This is a genomic window from Rhizobium favelukesii (genome assembly GCF_000577275.2).
GTDB lineage: Bacteria > Pseudomonadota > Alphaproteobacteria > Rhizobiales > Rhizobiaceae > Rhizobium > Rhizobium favelukesii.
This window is the reverse complement of sequence record NZ_HG916855.1, coordinates 91,466-107,658: the sequence shown is the minus strand read 5'-3', so window position 1 is coordinate 107,658 and position 16,193 is coordinate 91,466. Positions and strand designations below refer to the sequence as shown.

Genomic DNA, 16,193 nt, shown 5'->3' with positions numbered 1-16,193 from the left:
TCCCGCACTTGTCTTTTGCCAAATTCTGACGTGGCAGGGGGCCCGTCAGCAATGGACAATTCCATCATGAAATTGCACTAATCGAACATAGGACAGAGAGGAGGCGACGGTGGCGAGGATCGTTCCGACATATGAGCTCTACGGGGAGAAAACCGGAGGAAAGCCGGATTTCTGGCTGCATTGCGAAACGATTCCATCGAGGAGCAGCCTGCATCATTGGGAGATCCGGCCGCACCGCCATGACAGTTTTTTTCAGATATTGTACATAGATAGCGGCTCTGGGGAGGCGATGTTTTCAAACGTCTGGCACCCGATCGAACCGCAGTCGGTGATCACTGTTCCTCCAAGCCTCGATCACGGATTTCGCTTCTCCAGGGATGTTGGCGGCTTCGTCATCACGGTACTGAGTTCGCATTTGAAGGCCTTTCCCGGCGACCGCAGTCGGCTCGGAGAATGGATGGCATCGCCGCACCTGACGAAACTCGACATGGACGATGAGGACGGCCGCTATGTCGCGGCTTGCCTTCAGCGACTGGGGCACGAATTCGCGCAGCAGCGGGCCGGGCGCAACGACCTGTTGGAGTCCTATCTGACATCGGCCCTGCTCATCGCAGCGCGGCTGTCTTCCGAAAAGCAGGAAGATCAGGGGGCTGCCGATGGAGCTGCTGCACGGGTTGATCCAGCGGCATTTCAAGTCGCATGAGCCGGCTGCCTTCTATGCCAAGGCGCTCGGCATTTCGCCGACGCACCTCAATCGGATCGTGCGCGCGACGACCGGCCACGGAGCGCATGAGCTGATCGCCCGCAAACTCCTCGACGAGGCAAAGCGCGAGCTGGTCTTCACCTTCGGCAGCGTCCAGGAAATCGCCTACCGGCTTGGGTTTTCGGATCCTGCCTATTTCTCGCGCTTCTTCCTCAAACAGGCCGGCCAGACACCGCGCGCATGGCGCGTAGCAGAACGGGCCAAACGTGGCGTCTAGCGCAACACCAGGCGCAGAGCCTTCTGTGTTTCTTTGAGCAGAGGCAGATAGCGGACCGGCATATCGGCGGCCGGCGCGTGGGCGGCCGGTGCGCCAATATTGATGGCCGCCACCGTCTGTCCGCGGTCGTTCTCGACGGGCACGGCAATCGAGCAAAGGCCGATTTCCAACTCCTGGTCGATCACCGCATAGCCCTGTTCGCGCACGCGCCCGAACTCCCGCACCAGTTCTTCCACATCTGTCTTGGTATTTAGCGTGTTGGGCTTGAGGTCGGTGCGGGCGAGGATTGATCTGGCTTCGGCCTCCGTGAGCGCCGCAAGCAGCACCCGACCCATCGAGGCGCAGTAGGCCGGAAGGCGGCTGCCGGGTGTCAGGTTGATCGACATGACGCGGCGCTGCGAGGCGCGGGCGATATAGACGATCTCGGTGCCGTCGAGCACCGAGGCTGACGCGCTCTGCCCAGCCTTCTCCGACAACTGATCGAGATGGGGCTGGATAAGAACAGGCAGGGGCGTTGCAGAGAGATAGGCGTGTCCGAGCCGCAGGATCTTCGGCGTCAGGGCAAAGAACTTGCCGTCATAATCGGCATAGCCAAGTTCGGCGAGCGTCAGCAACGAGCGCCGCACCGTGGCGCGGTCGAGCCCGGTCAGCCTCGCGGCTTCGGCAATCGAAAGGCGCTGGCGCGTCTCCTCGAATGCTTCGATGACCTTGAGACCTCGGGCAAAGCCGCTGACAAAATCTGTTTCACGCATCACCGTTCTCCTCGCCGTTATTTTGTGCGATATACGAACAAATGTCAAATAACGCACAAAATATTTGACGCCGGTTTTGCAGAAGCGCTTATTGGCCCGCATTCGACAGCAGGATTGCGGGAGGCCACATGGCGAAGATCGTATCGTTGAAGGAAGCCGTCGCTGAAAACGTCAGGGATGGCGACACCGTTGCCATGGAGGGCTTCACCCATCTCATCCCCTATGCCGCCGGCCACGAGGTGATCCGCCAGGGCAAGAAGGATCTCTATCTGGTTCGCATGACCCCAGACATTCTCTACGACCAGCTGATCGGGGTTGGGGCCGCGCGCGGCATGAAGTTCTCCTGGGGCGGCAATCCGGGCGTCGGCTCACTGCATCGCTTCCGCGATGCGGTGGAGAACCAGTGGCCACGGCCGCTGGAAATCGAAGAGCACAGCCACGCGGCCATGGCCAATGCCTACGAGGCGGGGGCGGCCAATCTGCCGTTTGCCGCATTGCGCGGCTATATCGGCGCCGATCTTCCCAAGGTCAATGCGAACATCAAGTCCGTCACCTGCCCCTTCACCGGCGAGGTTCTGGCCGCCGTTCCGGCCATTCGCCCCGATGTCACGATCATTCACGCGCTGCGTGCCGACCGCAAGGGCAACGTCCTGCTCGAAGGCATCGTCGGCGTGCAGAAGGAAGCCGTGCTTGCCGCCAAGCGCTCGATCGTGACGGTCGAGGAGATCGTCGATGAGCTCGACCCGCCATCGCCAAACTCGGTCGTGTTGCCGACCTGGGCCGTGAGCGCGGTGGCGAACGTGCCGGGCGGCGCATTCCCATCCTATGCGCAGGGCTACTATCCGCGCTCGAACGCCTTTTACATCGCCTGGGACGAGATCGCCCGCGATCGCGATACCTTCCAGACATGGATCGACGAGAACGTCATGCAGGCGAGCCCCGAAGACTTTGCCAAGCATGCAAGGAAGATTGCGTGAGGAGGAAAGAATGAACGACTTTACCCCTACCGAAATGATGACCATTGCCGCAGCCCGCGCGCTGACCAACGACGACGTCTGCTTCGTCGGCATCGGCGCACCCTCGGCCGCCTGCAACGTTGCGCGGCTGACGCACGCACCTGATATCACGCTGATCTACGAGAGCGGCACGGTTGGCACCAAACCGGACGTGCTGCCTCTGTCGATCGGCGATGGCGAACTGTGCGACACTGCGCTTTTCACCGTATCGGTGCCGGAAATGTTCCGCTACTGGCTGCAAGGCGGCCGTATCACCACGGGCTTTCTCGGCGGCGCCCAGATCGACAAGTTCGCCAATCTGAACACGACGGTGGTCGGCCCTTATAATCATCCGAAAGTACGCCTGCCAGGTGGTGGTGGGGCGCCCGAGATCGCCAGCAATTGCGGTCAGATCTTCATCACCATGGCGCTTTCCAAGCGCGGCTTCGTCGAGAAACTCCACTTCATCACCTCCATGGGCCACGGCGAAGGCGGCAATCACCGCGAGCGTCTCGGCATGACGACCAAGGGGCCGACCCGCGTCATCACCGATCTCTGCATTCTCGAACCGGATCCGGCGACGAAGGAGCTTACGGTCGTCTCAATCCATCGCGGCGTCAGCCGACAGCAGATCATCGAGAATTGCGGCTGGTCGATCAAGTTTGCCGACCAAGTCATCGAGACCCCGGTCCCGAGCGACACCGAACTCATGACACTGCGCGACATCAATGCGCGCACGAAAAAGGCCCATCAGGGCGACAAGGAGGCCGCGTAAATGGCTGATGCATACATCTGCGATTATATCCGCACCCCAATCGGCCGCTTCGGCGGCTCGCTTGCAACCGTTCGTGCCGACGATCTCGGCGCCGTGCCCGTCAAGGCGCTCATGGAGCGCAACGGCAAGGTGGATTGGGAAGCCGTCGACGACGTGATCTTCGGCTGCGCCAACCAGGCTGGCGAGGATAATCGCAACGTTGCCCGCATGTCTTCGCTGCTGGCTGGCCTGCCCTTCTGCGTACCCGGCACGACGATAAACCGTCTCTGCGGCTCTGGCATGGATGCGGTGATCGCCGCTGCCCGTGCAATCCGTGCCGGCGAGGCCGACCTGATGATTGCGGGTGGCGTCGAAAGCATGTCGCGCGCCCCCTTTGTCATGCCGAAGGCCGAGACGGCGTTTTCGCGCCACGCCGAGATCTACGACACGACGATCGGCTGGCGCTTCATCAATCCTCTCATGAAAAAGCAATACGGCGTCGACTCCATGCCGGAGACCGGCGAGAACGTCGCAAAAGACTACAAGGTTGCGCGCGAGGATCAGGATGCCTTCGCCGTACGCAGCCAGGCCAAGGCCGCGGCTGCGCAGGCAAGCGGTCGTCTGTCAAAGGAAATCACCTCGGTCACCATTCCGCAGCGCAAGGGAGATCCTGTCGTCGTCGACAAGGACGAGCATCCGCGTGCGACCACGATGGAAGCGCTTGCCAAGCTTTCCACTCCCTTCAAGAAGGAAGGCGGGACGGTAACGGCCGGCAATGCCTCCGGCGTCAACGACGGCGCTGCCGCCCTGATCATCGCCAGCGAAGCTGCGGTCAGAAAGTATGGACTGACCCCGATCGCCCGCATTCTGGGGGGAGCAGCGGCCGCCGTGCCGCCGCGCATCATGGGCATCGGCCCGATTCCGGCGTCGCGCAAGCTGATGTCCCGGCTGGGCATGACGCAAGCCCAGTTTGATGTGATCGAACTCAACGAAGCCTTCGCATCGCAGGGCCTGGCAGTTCTGCGCGAACTCGCCATAGCCGACGACGACGGCCGGGTGAACCGCAACGGGGGAGCGATCGCGCTTGGCCATCCGCTTGGCATGTCCGGCGCGCGCATCACCGGGACAGCAGCGATCGAACTGCGCGAAACCGGAGGACGCTACTCGCTCTCGACCATGTGCATCGGTGTCGGGCAGGGGATTGCGATCGCGCTTGAGCGCGCCTGACACGCGCGACAAAAGAAAGCGACGCGGCAGGACCGTTGCGCCGATGTCCATTTGCGCGGTGTCGCTTAGGGCATCAGCTGGCCGCCGTTGACCTCGATGATCTGGCCGGTGACATAACCGGAAAGCGTTGGAGATGCGAGGAACAGGTAGGCGCCGACGCAATCTTCCGGTGTCCCGACAAAACCCATCGGGATGGATTTGCGCTGCATCTCCATCTGCTCGTCGTTCGTATAGCGCTCATGAAACGGTGTGGCGATGACGCCAGGGGCCACAGCGTTGACCCGGATGCGGTCGGGAACGAACTCCTTGGCGTGGCCGCGGGTGATGGTCGAAACAAAACCCTTTGACGCCGCATAAAGCACGGCGCCGTTGCCGCCGCCGTTGCGGGCCGCAATCGAGGTCGTGTTGATGATGAACCCGCCTTGCTTCTTCAGCCACGGATGGGCCGCGCGTGTGGCGGCGAGCACCGAGCGAGCGTTCAGATCCATGACCTTCATATAGTGCTCGTCGGTATATTCAGCGGTTGGCTTGCGCCCGAGCATGCCGCCGGCATTGTTTATCAACCCGTCAAGATGCCCGAAGGTTCTGGCCGTCTCCTCGACGACGCGTTCGCTCTCGCCTTCCCGTGACACGTCGCCATGCACGAGATGCGCCGTGCCGCCTGCCGCCCGGATTTCTTCGGCAAGCGCTTCGGCCGGCTCCCGGCTGGCATTATAGTGAATGCCGAGCTTCACCTCCTGGGCGGCAAAAGCGCGCGCCAAGGCAGCACCGATTCCCGTCGAAGCGCCGGTGATCAGCACCGCCTTGCCGGCAAGGTCCGGAATCTTCATGGATGCAAGCAATTGTGCAAGATTTGCCATGGCAGCGACAGCCTCCGCAGTATGATGGGACGGATAGGGGCGAGGGGGGAGCTTATCAGCCTCTCTCGACCCGGGGCAATGCAATATCGCTACGTCGCAACATCGAGTTCAGGGTAGTGCCGAAAGATGCCTTCCTCGTTGAAGGCGAGGCGTCGCTCCGAGCGTAGGTAGGCGGCGAGGTTGGGGCGCTTTGAGACAGTATCGTGCAACGCTGCCAAAGCTGGATAGGCCGTCGCATAAGCCTTCATCGCATTTGGAAAGGCATATCGCAGGCCGTCGATCACCTGGAACAGGGACAGGTCGACGTAGCTAAGCGTGTCGCCAACGATGTGGCTTGATCCCTTGGGATTTTGTTGCAGCACCTGCTCGAAGTAGCCGCAGAACTTCGGAATGCGCTCGCTGATAAAAGCGGCGGAACGGGCTTTCGCCTCCTGCTTCTGCTCCTCGTAGTAACGTGATGTCGCGATCGGGTGATGCGTGTCGTGCACCTCCGCTACCAGATCGGTGATCGTCAGCTGCAGGCCGTTGGCGACGTAGCGGAGCTTTTCGACCTTAGGCGCAAGTCCAAGCTTCGGGCCGAGATAGAAGAGGATGTTGGCGACGTGAGAGACAATCAGCTCGCCATCTTTGAGAAATGGCGGCGCGAATGGAATGTGGGCTTCGAGCCTGCTGTGCATCAACTCCAGCATGACGCCGGCGCCCAACCCACGTCCGGACTGTCTGGCAACGTCGACATAGTCTGCCCGCGCTTCTTCCAGTGCCAGACGCACAAACTCGCCGCGGCCCTGAATTCCATCCCAATAATACAGTTCATATGCCACGAATGCCGCTCCTGGGGGCTCGCATCAATTTAACGCATCGCATCACTTTGGTGATGCGTGTGCTGCTCGTAGTGCTTGCTGGGCCGCCGCGGCCTTCTTCGCGAAGGTCGGGCCCTCAGCCGCTGGACGCGCCATGGCGGCGCCTTGCGCCTGTTTGGAACGCCTCGGTGAGGATCCATCTACCCGACCGGGTCATTTGTTCACTATCACCGCTTTCCCAGTTCGCCGATCCCGGTCCGCCATTTGGCCGAGACGCCAGGCGCTGCGTGACCTTGGTATATGCGGATTCATCGCCTCTTGGCATGCCTGCCTGCTTTCCCACTAGAAAGGGGCCAACCGGCCGGGACGCGAAAAGTTCCACCGCCGCGCAAATACGCGCAAAGCGTCGCAACCTGGGAGAACCGGTGCCCTGCGCCGACGCGGACCGCACAAGGGTCTCCGGCGGAAGTCGATCGGGAAATCCGCGCAATTGTTGGCGCACCGTTGAATTTCAATATAATTGCTATTATATTGGCAATTATATCTCGATAAAGGAAATAAGTGTTAATATGTTCGCATTTAGTATGACATCTCCCGCGGAGGTGATCAGGGGCCTCTCGCAAAGGATGAAGCGTCGGCGGATTGATGGCGGCCTCACGCAGAAGGATCTAGCTGCAAGGGCGGGCGTCTCCTATGGCTCTATAAGACTGTTCGAGGAGACAGGAAAGATTTCGCTCGGAGCCCTTGTGAGGGTTGCGTTTGTCCTAGAAGGCGAAGCTGAGTTCGAGCACTTGTTTCCGCCTCGGCCGCCGAAGACAATCGACGATGTCGTTGACCGCCCCGTCAGGCAGAGGGTGCGTCGGAAATGAAGTTCAAGCCGATCCGAAAAATCAGCGTCGTCCTCGATCTCGAGGGGAGTCAGAGAAGTCTGGGAACCCTTGCATGGAGTGGGAGCGAACGCAGGGCCTATTTCGAGTACTCGGCAGAATTCCTCACTGCGTCTTTGCCGGTATCCCCTTTCCACGTGAAGACAAGTCCGGGCTTGATTGCGGCACCGCGCGATCCCTTCGACGGGGTCCATGGTTTGTTTAACGACAGTCTGCCCGACGGATGGGGACGACTCCTGCTTGATCGCCGTCTTCAAAGGGCCGGTATCGACCATCACCTGCTAACCCCACTGGATCGCCTCTCTGCGGTCGGAAGAACGGGAATGGGAGCGCTAGCGTATATCCCAGAACGACCCGACGACGATAAGAAGCCTGCCGAGGACATCGATTTGGATTGGTTCGTCGAGCAGGTCGACCTCGTCCAAGCTGAGATGGATACTGCCGACATCGACACTCTGCAGGGCGCACAGGGCGGCTCAGCGGGTGCGCGTCCGAAAATGATGATTGGTTTCAACAAAGCCAAAAATATATTCGTTCTGGATTACGGACAGGACATGGAACACGGTTTCGAACGATGGATGGTGAAGGGACGCGGCGCTGCCGACCCGGCCGAGATGGGCGTCGAGGAGAAGGCGTATGCTTTGATGGCGCGCGCCGCAGGGCTGGAAATGGCCGAGACGCGAATATTCGACACAGACAAGGGCAACCGCCTCTTCGCCACGAAACGATTTGACCGAACGCCTGCCGGCCGACTGCACATGCATACCGCCAGTGGCATCCTGAACGCCAACCATCGCGAGGCGTCGCTGAACTACGGACAGCTCCACAAGCTGACGCTCATGATGACCCGCGACAGTTCCGAAGTCCTGCGGATGTTTCGACACATGGTCTTCAACGTGTATGCGCGGAACCGAGACGACCACGCTAAGAACCATGCCTTCCTCATGAATGGAGACGGACGATGGACTCTCTCTCCTGCTTACGACCTTACCTTTTCCTCCGGGCCAGGAGGAGAGCACAGTGCGGATGTCGCGGGCGAAGGGAGAAACCCAGGCATGCAACACCTGTTGACCATCTCCAGGGAAGCATCGATTCCCGATCGGGACGCGAAGGATGTCATCGAACAGGTTCGAACGTCGATTGGCCGCTGGCCACAGTTTGCTGAGAAGGCGGGGCTGTCCAAATCCCGTACAACCGAGCTTGATCGGATCTTGAACGACAGGAGACCGGCGACATGACGATCGAGATCACTTCGCGGTTTCCGCTCTACGCGCTCGCGGAGGCAAAAGCAGCGAGATGACGGTGATTACAATGCGGGCGGTGGCAGCTTCGGCCTAAGCGCTGATCCCGCGCTGGTGGCACGAGGTCGACCTATTTGCGATAATACTTGCGCGAAGCCGCCATCATCTTTTCCAAGGTGGGGAAATTCAGCGGCATAGCAGAATGTGCATCGGGGAAGAACAGTGCAACGAGATTGTCGATCGCATAGACAAGGATTAGGGCGAGGGTCAGATAGGCGATCGCGGCGACAACGAGAACAGTCATTCTGACCTCACACTGGCGCAACGACGTGGTAGCAAGCCGCTACGATCACCAAAACCGGAATAGCATCGAAGTCGCTTCTGTTCATGGCCACGCTCCCACTGCCGCGATGAACATCCGAGTGCGATTTTGGTTCCATCGCCGATTGCCGCGGCAGCATTTTTACTGCGAGGTAGGAGCTATGCACCGTCATCTGTGTTTTTCCCGAAGCGCCCTTCGCGCACCCTTTGGAAATCAATAGAGCAACAGCAATGCATTCGTGTGACGAAGGGCGTCACAAGGACGCCCTTTGCAACAATGACGTGAGGGTCACGCTGATTTGCCGCTGGCTGCTTTCTTTGGAGCGGCCGCCTTCATCACGCCATTTGCCTTTGGAGGGGCGGCCGTGCGCTTGCGCGTCTTTACCTCCTTGCCATCCACAGACGCGGCGGACCCTTCAAGCGCTTCGCGCTCGGCCCGGGCTTGTTCCCAATGTAGGAAATCTCGTCCCGGTGGACGCCCTTCCTCTTCCCACAGCGCATAGGCACGCTTCTTGATCCACTCTTCGTGAGTCTCTGTCATCGCCGATCTCCAGTCAGATGATGCCCGTGGTCTAACGCGATACTGGCGCTAGAGTTCCAGAGGAAACACGCTGTTTCAAGCAATTTTTGACACACCGCAAAAAGAAATTCCGCATCGCAACAAGGAACTCTTCAGCGGCACGGCAATTTTTCTCCGGGCGAGTGATTTTGGAGCAGAGAAAGTCGGGCAACGTCGCGCTCTTGCGTGCACAATTGAACGACGCAGCTTTGTCGTTATAGTTCAACGCAATGTTTTATCTCATATCGACCTATTGGCCACATATTCTATTCGTTGTTTCGCTCGCCATGGGCGCCGCAGCAGCGATCCACGCAGCCATGACCAAGGAAGAGGTTCGCGCCGCGATCGGCTGGGTCGGCGTCATCATTCTCTCGCCAATCATCGGGGCCGTGCTTTATGCGATTGCCGGCATCAACCGTATCCGGCGCGCCTCGCTGAGCCTTCGGCGTGATGCGCTGATGCCCGACGCGGACCTTGACGAGCTCGAAAGCTTCGACGCCGACAGCGAAATCGTCATCACTGGCTTCGGCCGTCGTTTCGCGGCCCTGCAGACACTCGGCGACCGCGTCGCCCGCAATCCGCTGGCAACCGGCAATACGATCGACATGCTGGAGACGGGCGACGACTGTTACGCCGCGATGAAGACGGCGATCGATGGCGCTGAGCGCAGCGTCCTGCTGGAAACCTACATTTTTGACCGCGACCCGCTCGGACTGAGGATCGCAGATTGCCTCATAGCCGCCGTAAAGCGTGGCGTCGAGGTGCGCGTGCTGATCGATGCCGTCGGCGCCCGCTATTCCGTGCCGAGCATTCTCGGATACCTTGCCGAGGGCGGCGTTACCGTCTCGGTCTTCAATGGAAACGTCATCATCGGGTTGCGTTTGCCATATGCGAACTTGCGCACCCACCGCAAGATCTTCATCGTCGACGGCCGCATTGCGCTGACAGGCGGCATGAACATTCGGGCCGGATTCACACGCGAGATGGCGGGAGAAAACTTCGCCCGCGACACCCATTTCAGCGTCACCGGGCCGGTTGTCGCCGATCTCTTCAACGTCGCGGCTGAGGACTGGCGCTTTACCACCGGCGAAATCCTGCAAGGAGAGGCGTGGCGAACCGCGCTGCCCGAGCGGCAGCCGGGGGATCCCGTCTTCATGCGTGTCGTGGCATCGGGGCCTGACAGAAGCATCGAGACGAACCACAAAATGCTGATGGGGGCCTTCTCCATTGCGCGCCAATCGATCCGTATCATGTCGCCCTATTTCCTGCCGGACCGCGAGCTCATCAGTGCACTGGCGACGGCGGCAAGACGCGGCGTGGAGGTCGATATCGTCGTTCCGGCTGTCAATAATCTCGTTCTCGTCGACCGCGCCATGACCGCGCAATTCGACCAGATCCTCACCAACTACTGCCGCATCTGGCGCTCCAGTGGTGCTTTCAGCCACTCCAAGCTCCTGTCGATCGATGGCGTCTGGTCCTATGTCGGATCGTCCAACCTCGACCCGAGGTCGCTGCGGCTGAATTTCGAGATCGACCTGGAGGTGCTGAATGAAGGCTTTGCCAGCGAGATCGACGACCATATCGACGAGGCCATCAAGTTGGCTTCGCCGGTCACGCTCCAAGGCTTGCGCGCGCGCCCCTTCGCCGTCCGGTTGCTCGAGAAGGTCCTTTGGCTCGGATCGCCCTACTTATAAGAGATTTCTTCGGCCTAAAAGCATGGCAAGTTTGAATACCCGGCCTATACTCCAAACAAAACCTCGACGACCAACGGAACGCCAGCAAACTCCGATGCATGCCAAAAAGGACAGCCTGCCCGCCAACATCCTAGCGTCGATCCGCAGTCGAAGAAAGCGGCTGGATGCGGCACATTCGGAGCAAAAGCCGCGCTTAGATGGCACTCTGATCGCCTCCTACAACGTCCACAAATGCGTCGGCAACGACCGGCGCTTCGACCCGGAGCGAACCAGTCGCGTCATTCATGAAATCGGCGCTGACGTCATCGCACTGCAGGAGGCCGACACCCGCTTTGGCGAGCGCACCGGCATCCTCGACCTTGGTCGGCTGGAGCGGGAAACCGGACTGATCCCGGTGCCGGTGAACGGCATGGCCAAGGCTCATGGCTGGCATGGCAATGTCGTGCTCTTCAAGAGAGGCTTGGTGCGTGACGTGCACCAGATCAATCTTCCCGGGCTCGAGCCTCGCGGTGCGCTTGTCGCCGAACTCGATCTGGAACGCGGCGGGGCCTTACGCATCATCGCCGCCCATTTTGGCCTGCTTCGCCACTCGCGCGCGCAGCAGGCCAAAATGTTGGTCGAACTGATGGCAGACAAGCGAGAGGTCCCGACCATCCTGCTCGGCGATCTCAATGAATGGCGGCTCGGCGACCGCTCGTCGCTGCACACGTTCCAATCCGTTTTCGGCCCGCAGCCGTTGGCCGTGCCGAGCTTTCCCGCACGACTTCCCGTCCTCGCTCTTGATCGCATCATGGCGAACCGCAAGGGCGTCGTGACAGCAGTCGAGGCCCACGATACGCCGCTTGCCCGCGTCGCGTCGGATCACTTGCCAGTCAAAGCAGTGGTCAATCTCAAGCGGGTGGAGGAGCTGAGCACGAAGAGCTAGCCTCTCCAGCTCATGTAAGGGCGGCCTTTCCTGTCGCAGGCACCTGCACGTCGCACACGACAAGGCATCGTCGCGGTCACAAAGCCTTGACACGGCTTGCGGTCATGGCAGGTTCAGTTGATCTCGACAGATATCTTGGATTGGGAGGTTTCGTGGTGCTTGGGGCCGGAGCTTTGCGACAGATGGCCGTGTTGCGCGGGTTTGCATGGTTGAACGGCGGCTTGATGACAAGGTGGACTATCGCGTGGTTGGCCGCTGGCATCGCCTTGGCGCCTTTGGCGCTACCGGCCCGGGCCGGCGATACTACGCCCCAGACACAAGCCTCGAAGGAACAGGTCCGCAAACTCATCGCGACGTGGGAGCAGCACTACGCGAAAGCCGACAGCCTGCGCGACCGGCGCGACGCCTTCGAGGCCCTGATGGCATCGACCCCCGAGCCGACACGCGTCCAAATCAGGCAGGTCGACGCCGGCGGCGTCGATGCACAGCTCATCTGGCCGGCAAGACTGCATCATCCCCTTGGCCGCCGGGCTATCCTCTATATTCATGGCGGCGGCTTCTACAGCGGTTCGCTGCGGACGCATCGGGCCGTGGCCGGCTCGCTGGCCAAGGCGGCGTCGGCCGACGTCCTCCTCATCGACTACAGGCTCGCACCGGACTATCCGTATCCGGCTCAGGTCGACGATGCGCTGACAGCTTATCGGTGGCTGCTCGATTCCGGCTATGAGAGCAACAACATCGTCGTTGCCGGCGACTCCGTCGGCGGGAATCTGGCGATCGAAGCCACGCTGCGGCAGATGCGAGTGAAAGGATCACTGCCCGCGGCCGTCGTCGCAGTGAGCCCGATCACCGATCTGGCTGCCACAGGCGCTTCTTTGACGACGAACGCCAGTACCGATCCGCTGATCGACTCCGCCGAGCTCGATCTCATGCGCAAAGCCTATCTGGGAACACGCTCGCCGGCCGATCCTATGGTGTCACCCCTTTATGCCGACCTGACCGGATTTCCCCCACTGCTGATGCAGGTCGGTGCGGGCGAAGCGCTTCTCGACGACACCCTGCGGCTGGCCGACAAGGCTCGAAGGGCCGGCGTTGATGTCCAAACGGAGATCTGGGCAGGCATGGTCCATCAGTGGCAGCTCTTCCCGTTCTGGCTGGATGATGCAAGGCAGTCGAACCAGCACGTTGCCGAGTACGCGATAAAACATTTCGCCGACAAACCGCAGCAGTAGCTTCCAACCGTCAGCGGGGAAAATGCCACCGCGTCCGTGTTGTCTCATAGCACGAAACCCGTGATCGGTTGGCAAAGGATGCTTACTGGTCAAGAAGATCGCGGATGCTGCCGCGATCTCTTCGATTCGAACAGGTTAGAGCGAGCCCTTTAATCTTCGCCCAACGCAAGGTCGCGGCGCATCCAGTCGGACAGCGTTGCGACGGTGTTCGGTGCACGGCGATATCTCCAAGCTGCGACAAGAAGCGCGAAAACGGTCGCGCCAACACCAGAACGAGCACAGAGTTCTTCAATGGAGGCTGCCAGATTGTCGACAGCGGCTCTTTGTTTTTTCATGAGTGTTCTCGGCATGGGCGCCGAGCCTTCTAATAGCAAGTTGCCGGGCCCATGGCGTACGCTTGAGCGCACGAACGAGCAGCGTGTAGACGCCGATCTGTGGCAGGTTGCTGCTTGAGAAGATCTCGGATGCGGAGTGGAGTGCGCTACAGGAACCTTAGGCCAAAGTGGCGTGCGAGATGAAAATGACCGTCATTACACGCCTCCTTCGATTGTTGCTGTGGACTGACGCAACTTATCCGACTTCGTTTGGCTGTGCAAGGGTGCCCACCTTGACATCGCCGAGGTGAGTATCAAGAGAACATTCGCGTGGTCGGCGGCAGGATGCCAGCTGCCGCTGCCTCTCCCCGTTCCACTTAGTGGCTGGGTCACTGCCCGGTGCTACCCGCATTCGCGAGCCCTAGCTGATTAGCTTTGCGCCGGCAGCTCGCGCGAACTTTTCCAAGCTCAGACGGCGAAACCGAGAACCCTATTTCCGACGCGCCCCGACCCGGCGACCTTCGTAGGAAGGGAGAATTTTGGTGCCCGAGCGCCCTGGTCGGTATTCAAACGATGGTGACATCCACGGCGGCAGACCGACCGCTCACCAACGTTCTTTGATCTTGCGCAAAGACGAGCGATGGGGCGGTGCTAAGGTGTGAAAAGTCGGGTCCAACCCGTTCCCGAATGGACAAGAATGCTTGGCCCGCCTGGCAGGAAGGGTGGGCCAACATCAAGGAGAGGAGTGCCGAGCATGTCGTTCAGATTTCTCACCGCATTTCTTAAATCTTCCGGTGACGGAGGAGTCGTGCTTTTTGAGAATGACGGCGCGCAACGAACCGTTATGATCGATCGACAAGCCCTATTGATGTTCGCGTCTCCGCCTCGTGCAGATGAGACCCGGCTACAGGACAGCGTGCCTGCGATTTGCGAAATCGCCGCGGTGAAATTGCGGCAGCGCAAGAGTGGTCCGTTCGAACGCATTCGAATATCAGAAGATGACGTAATGGCCTGGAAGCTCACGGTACCCAACCTACATTAGACTTCACGCAGTCCCGCGTGTGAAATCGCTACAGTGCAGGTTGATGGAGCATGCTTTGAAGATTGAGACGGATTCAAACGGCGATTTTATTCTGGACGCGGAAGCGATCGCTTCCCGATTTGGAATCTCGCCTGACGCCATGCGGCATTATCTGAAACGTGGAGCGGTCGTCAGTGTTGTCGAAAAGGGCAGCGGTTTGGATGATGGCAAATCCCGCCTTTCAGTTCGGTTGGGAAATCGAACGTGGCGGGCCGTTGTCGGCCCAGATTTGCGGGTTCTCGGTGAGGAGCAGCTTTGGGCCTCGAAAAAGCACGTTCGTTCAAGATGCTAACGGACTGGATCAACCTCTAGCGCAACATTCCCCGCGAGATCGTCAGCCGTCAGCCGGCGAGTTTGATTAAGCGGTATTCGGTAATGCCACCAGCGGCAGCTACGCCCCAAAGCGGACACTCCCACGCTCGCTGCGCGATCAGGGGTGCACGAGATTTGCGGGAGACGCTCAAGTTCTTTCGCGCTATGAAGAGCGATCATAGATCATGCGCGTCAGACACTGAGGTCCTTCACATGGCTTTGAAAGTCCTTTTCATTGGCGGCACCGGCCAAATCTCATATCCATGCGTCGAGCGCGCCGTTACCCAGGGTCATCATGTCAGCATCTACAACCGCGGTTTGAGAAGCGACCCGCTGCCTGCGGGGGTCACCTCGATCGTCGGCGAACTTGGATCGACGGCCTACGCGGATCTCGCCAAGGCCAATTATGACGTCGTATGTCAGTTCATCGCCTTCACGCCCGATCAGGTCGGGCGAGACATCGACGTATTTGCGGGCAATTGCGGTCAGTACATTTTCATCTCTTCGGCCTCGGTCTATGAGAAGCCGGCGCGTCACTATGTAATTACTGAGAAGACACCGGCGATCAATCCCTACTGGCCCTACAGCCAGGCCAAGATTGCCTGCGAGGAATTGCTCAAGAAGTCCAAGAATCGGGCCTGGACGATCGTCCGCCCCAGCCACACCGTGCGCACGGGCCTGCCGATCATGATGGGCGACAGCGACGTCATGGCGAGACGCATGCTGGATGGCGAGCCCACGATCGTAGCGGGCGATGGCCACACGCCCTGGACACTGACCCGCTCGGTCGATTTTGCAGTGCCTTTCGTTGGGCTTTTCGGCAAGCCGGCGGCGCGAAGCGAGATTTTCCACATCACCTCGGATCGCGCGCACATCTGGGACGATATTCAAAAGACGATTGCCAGATTGCTGGGCGTAGAGGCCAGGATCGTCCACGTGGCGACGGACACCCTGATCAGGTACAATCCGGATTGGGTAGGCCCGCTAATCGGCGACAAGGTCTGGACTGCGATCTTCGACAATTCGAAGGTCAAGCACGTGGCGGGTGACTTCACCTGCGCGGAAAGCTTGGATGAAATCCTGGCTGAGCCGATCATGCACCTCAAGCAGCGCCTGGCAAAGAGCCGTCCGCCAAGGGGTGAACTCGATGCTCTGGTCGATAGGATTTGCGCCGAGCAAAGCGCTCTCGGATAGGCATGTTCTTTGGCGGCGCAAAGCAGCCGACGAGCCCTTAACTGGTGGCATCTGCTACCGGACAG

The 16,193-nt window shown here is 59.9% G+C and carries 16 protein-coding genes and 1 pseudogene; 11 read left to right on the top strand and 6 right to left on the bottom strand.

What is annotated here, in order from left to right:
- The first annotated feature begins 109 nt into the window (after positions 1 to 109).
- Positions 110 to 980: pseudogene (locus LPU83_RS64160) on the top strand (helix-turn-helix domain-containing protein).
- Here the strand turns inward: LPU83_RS64160 and LPU83_RS64155 are convergent.
- Positions 977 to 1,732: an IclR family transcriptional regulator domain-containing protein gene (locus LPU83_RS64155; RefSeq protein ID WP_040680863.1), complete on the bottom strand. Its 756-nt coding sequence runs from the start codon at positions 1,730 to 1,732 to the stop codon at positions 977 to 979. The pseudogene LPU83_RS64160 and the gene LPU83_RS64155 sit on opposite strands and share 4 nt — an antisense overlap.
- Before the next feature lie 128 nt (positions 1,733 to 1,860).
- On the opposite strand from LPU83_RS64155, the gene LPU83_RS64150 reads away from it, so the two are divergent.
- Genes LPU83_RS64150 through pcaF form a run of 3 tightly spaced genes read left to right on the top strand, consistent with a single transcriptional unit; the run spans position 1,861 to position 4,708 of the window.
- Positions 1,861 to 2,709 (top strand): CoA transferase subunit A, encoded by an 849-nt coding sequence (locus tag LPU83_RS64150; RefSeq protein ID WP_024314362.1) that lies wholly within the window; start codon positions 1,861 to 1,863, stop codon positions 2,707 to 2,709.
- Between the two features lie 10 nt (positions 2,710 to 2,719).
- The gene (locus LPU83_RS64145) at positions 2,720 to 3,502 is read left to right on the top strand and encodes a CoA-transferase subunit beta (protein WP_024314361.1); all 783 of its coding nucleotides are present in this window, start codon (positions 2,720 to 2,722) and stop codon (positions 3,500 to 3,502) included.
- Positions 3,503 to 4,708 (top strand): 3-oxoadipyl-CoA thiolase, encoded by a 1,206-nt coding sequence (gene pcaF / locus LPU83_RS64140; RefSeq protein ID WP_024314360.1) that lies wholly within the window; start codon positions 3,503 to 3,505, stop codon positions 4,706 to 4,708.
- Positions 4,709 to 4,773: 65 nt separating this feature from the next.
- Here the strand turns inward: pcaF and LPU83_RS64135 are convergent, their stop codons facing one another.
- Positions 4,774 to 5,568 (bottom strand): SDR family NAD(P)-dependent oxidoreductase, encoded by a 795-nt coding sequence (locus LPU83_RS64135; protein WP_024314359.1) that lies wholly within the window; start codon positions 5,566 to 5,568, stop codon positions 4,774 to 4,776.
- 89 nt (positions 5,569 to 5,657) lie between these two features.
- Entirely contained in the window at positions 5,658 to 6,389 is a 732-nt protein-coding gene (locus LPU83_RS64130; protein ID WP_024314358.1) for a glutathione S-transferase, read from the bottom strand.
- Between the two features lie 844 nt (positions 6,390 to 7,233).
- On the opposite strand from LPU83_RS64130, the gene LPU83_RS64125 reads away from it, so the two are divergent.
- Positions 7,234 to 8,493, top strand: a complete 1,260-nt coding sequence (locus LPU83_RS64125) for a type II toxin-antitoxin system HipA family toxin (RefSeq protein ID WP_024314356.1) — start codon at positions 7,234 to 7,236, stop codon at positions 8,491 to 8,493.
- A 133-nt stretch (positions 8,494 to 8,626) separates the two neighbouring features.
- Here the strand turns inward: LPU83_RS64125 and LPU83_RS73265 are convergent, their stop codons facing one another.
- Both LPU83_RS73265 and LPU83_RS64120 read right to left on the bottom strand, forming a co-directional pair.
- Positions 8,627 to 8,800, bottom strand: coding sequence for a hypothetical protein (locus tag LPU83_RS73265; RefSeq protein ID WP_167546228.1), 174 nt, complete (start codon positions 8,798 to 8,800; stop codon positions 8,627 to 8,629).
- A 306-nt stretch (positions 8,801 to 9,106) separates the two neighbouring features.
- On the bottom strand, positions 9,107 to 9,358 hold the full coding sequence (locus LPU83_RS64120; protein WP_024314355.1) for a DUF2934 domain-containing protein: 252 nt from the start codon (positions 9,356 to 9,358) through the stop codon (positions 9,107 to 9,109).
- Positions 9,359 to 9,606: 248 nt separating this feature from the next.
- Here LPU83_RS64120 and LPU83_RS64115 point away from each other — a divergent pair, with 248 nt between their 5' ends.
- The 3 genes from LPU83_RS64115 (at position 9,607) to LPU83_RS64105 (ending at position 13,227) form a co-directional block, all read left to right on the top strand.
- Positions 9,607 to 11,070: a phospholipase D-like domain-containing protein gene (locus tag LPU83_RS64115; RefSeq protein WP_024314354.1), complete on the top strand. Its 1,464-nt coding sequence runs from the start codon at positions 9,607 to 9,609 to the stop codon at positions 11,068 to 11,070.
- A 94-nt stretch (positions 11,071 to 11,164) separates the two neighbouring features.
- Positions 11,165 to 11,995 carry an endonuclease/exonuclease/phosphatase family protein gene (locus LPU83_RS64110; protein WP_024314353.1) on the top strand — a complete coding sequence of 277 codons (831 nt, stop codon included), beginning with the start codon at positions 11,165 to 11,167 and terminating at the stop codon, positions 11,993 to 11,995.
- A gap of 224 nt (positions 11,996 to 12,219) precedes the next feature.
- Entirely contained in the window at positions 12,220 to 13,227 is a 1,008-nt protein-coding gene (locus LPU83_RS64105; RefSeq protein ID WP_112334165.1) for an alpha/beta hydrolase, read from the top strand.
- Positions 13,228 to 13,376: 149 nt separating this feature from the next.
- Here LPU83_RS64105 and LPU83_RS64100 read toward each other — a convergent pair whose 3' ends face one another.
- Positions 13,377 to 13,562 carry a hypothetical protein gene (locus LPU83_RS64100; RefSeq protein WP_024314351.1) on the bottom strand — a complete coding sequence of 62 codons (186 nt, stop codon included), beginning with the start codon at positions 13,560 to 13,562 and terminating at the stop codon, positions 13,377 to 13,379.
- A gap of 733 nt (positions 13,563 to 14,295) precedes the next feature.
- Between LPU83_RS64100 and LPU83_RS64095 the strand changes: the two genes are divergently transcribed.
- From LPU83_RS64095 to LPU83_RS64085, 3 genes are all read left to right on the top strand, one after another.
- Complete coding sequence (locus LPU83_RS64095; protein ID WP_024314350.1) at positions 14,296 to 14,583, top strand: hypothetical protein; 288 nt, start codon at positions 14,296 to 14,298, stop codon at positions 14,581 to 14,583.
- Positions 14,584 to 14,638: 55 nt separating this feature from the next.
- On the top strand, positions 14,639 to 14,914 hold the full coding sequence (locus LPU83_RS64090; RefSeq protein ID WP_024314349.1) for a DUF6522 family protein: 276 nt from the start codon (positions 14,639 to 14,641) through the stop codon (positions 14,912 to 14,914).
- A 233-nt stretch (positions 14,915 to 15,147) separates the two neighbouring features.
- Positions 15,148 to 16,128: an SDR family oxidoreductase gene (locus LPU83_RS64085; protein WP_024314348.1), complete on the top strand. Its 981-nt coding sequence runs from the start codon at positions 15,148 to 15,150 to the stop codon at positions 16,126 to 16,128.
- The last annotated feature ends 65 nt before the right edge of the window (positions 16,129 to 16,193 follow it).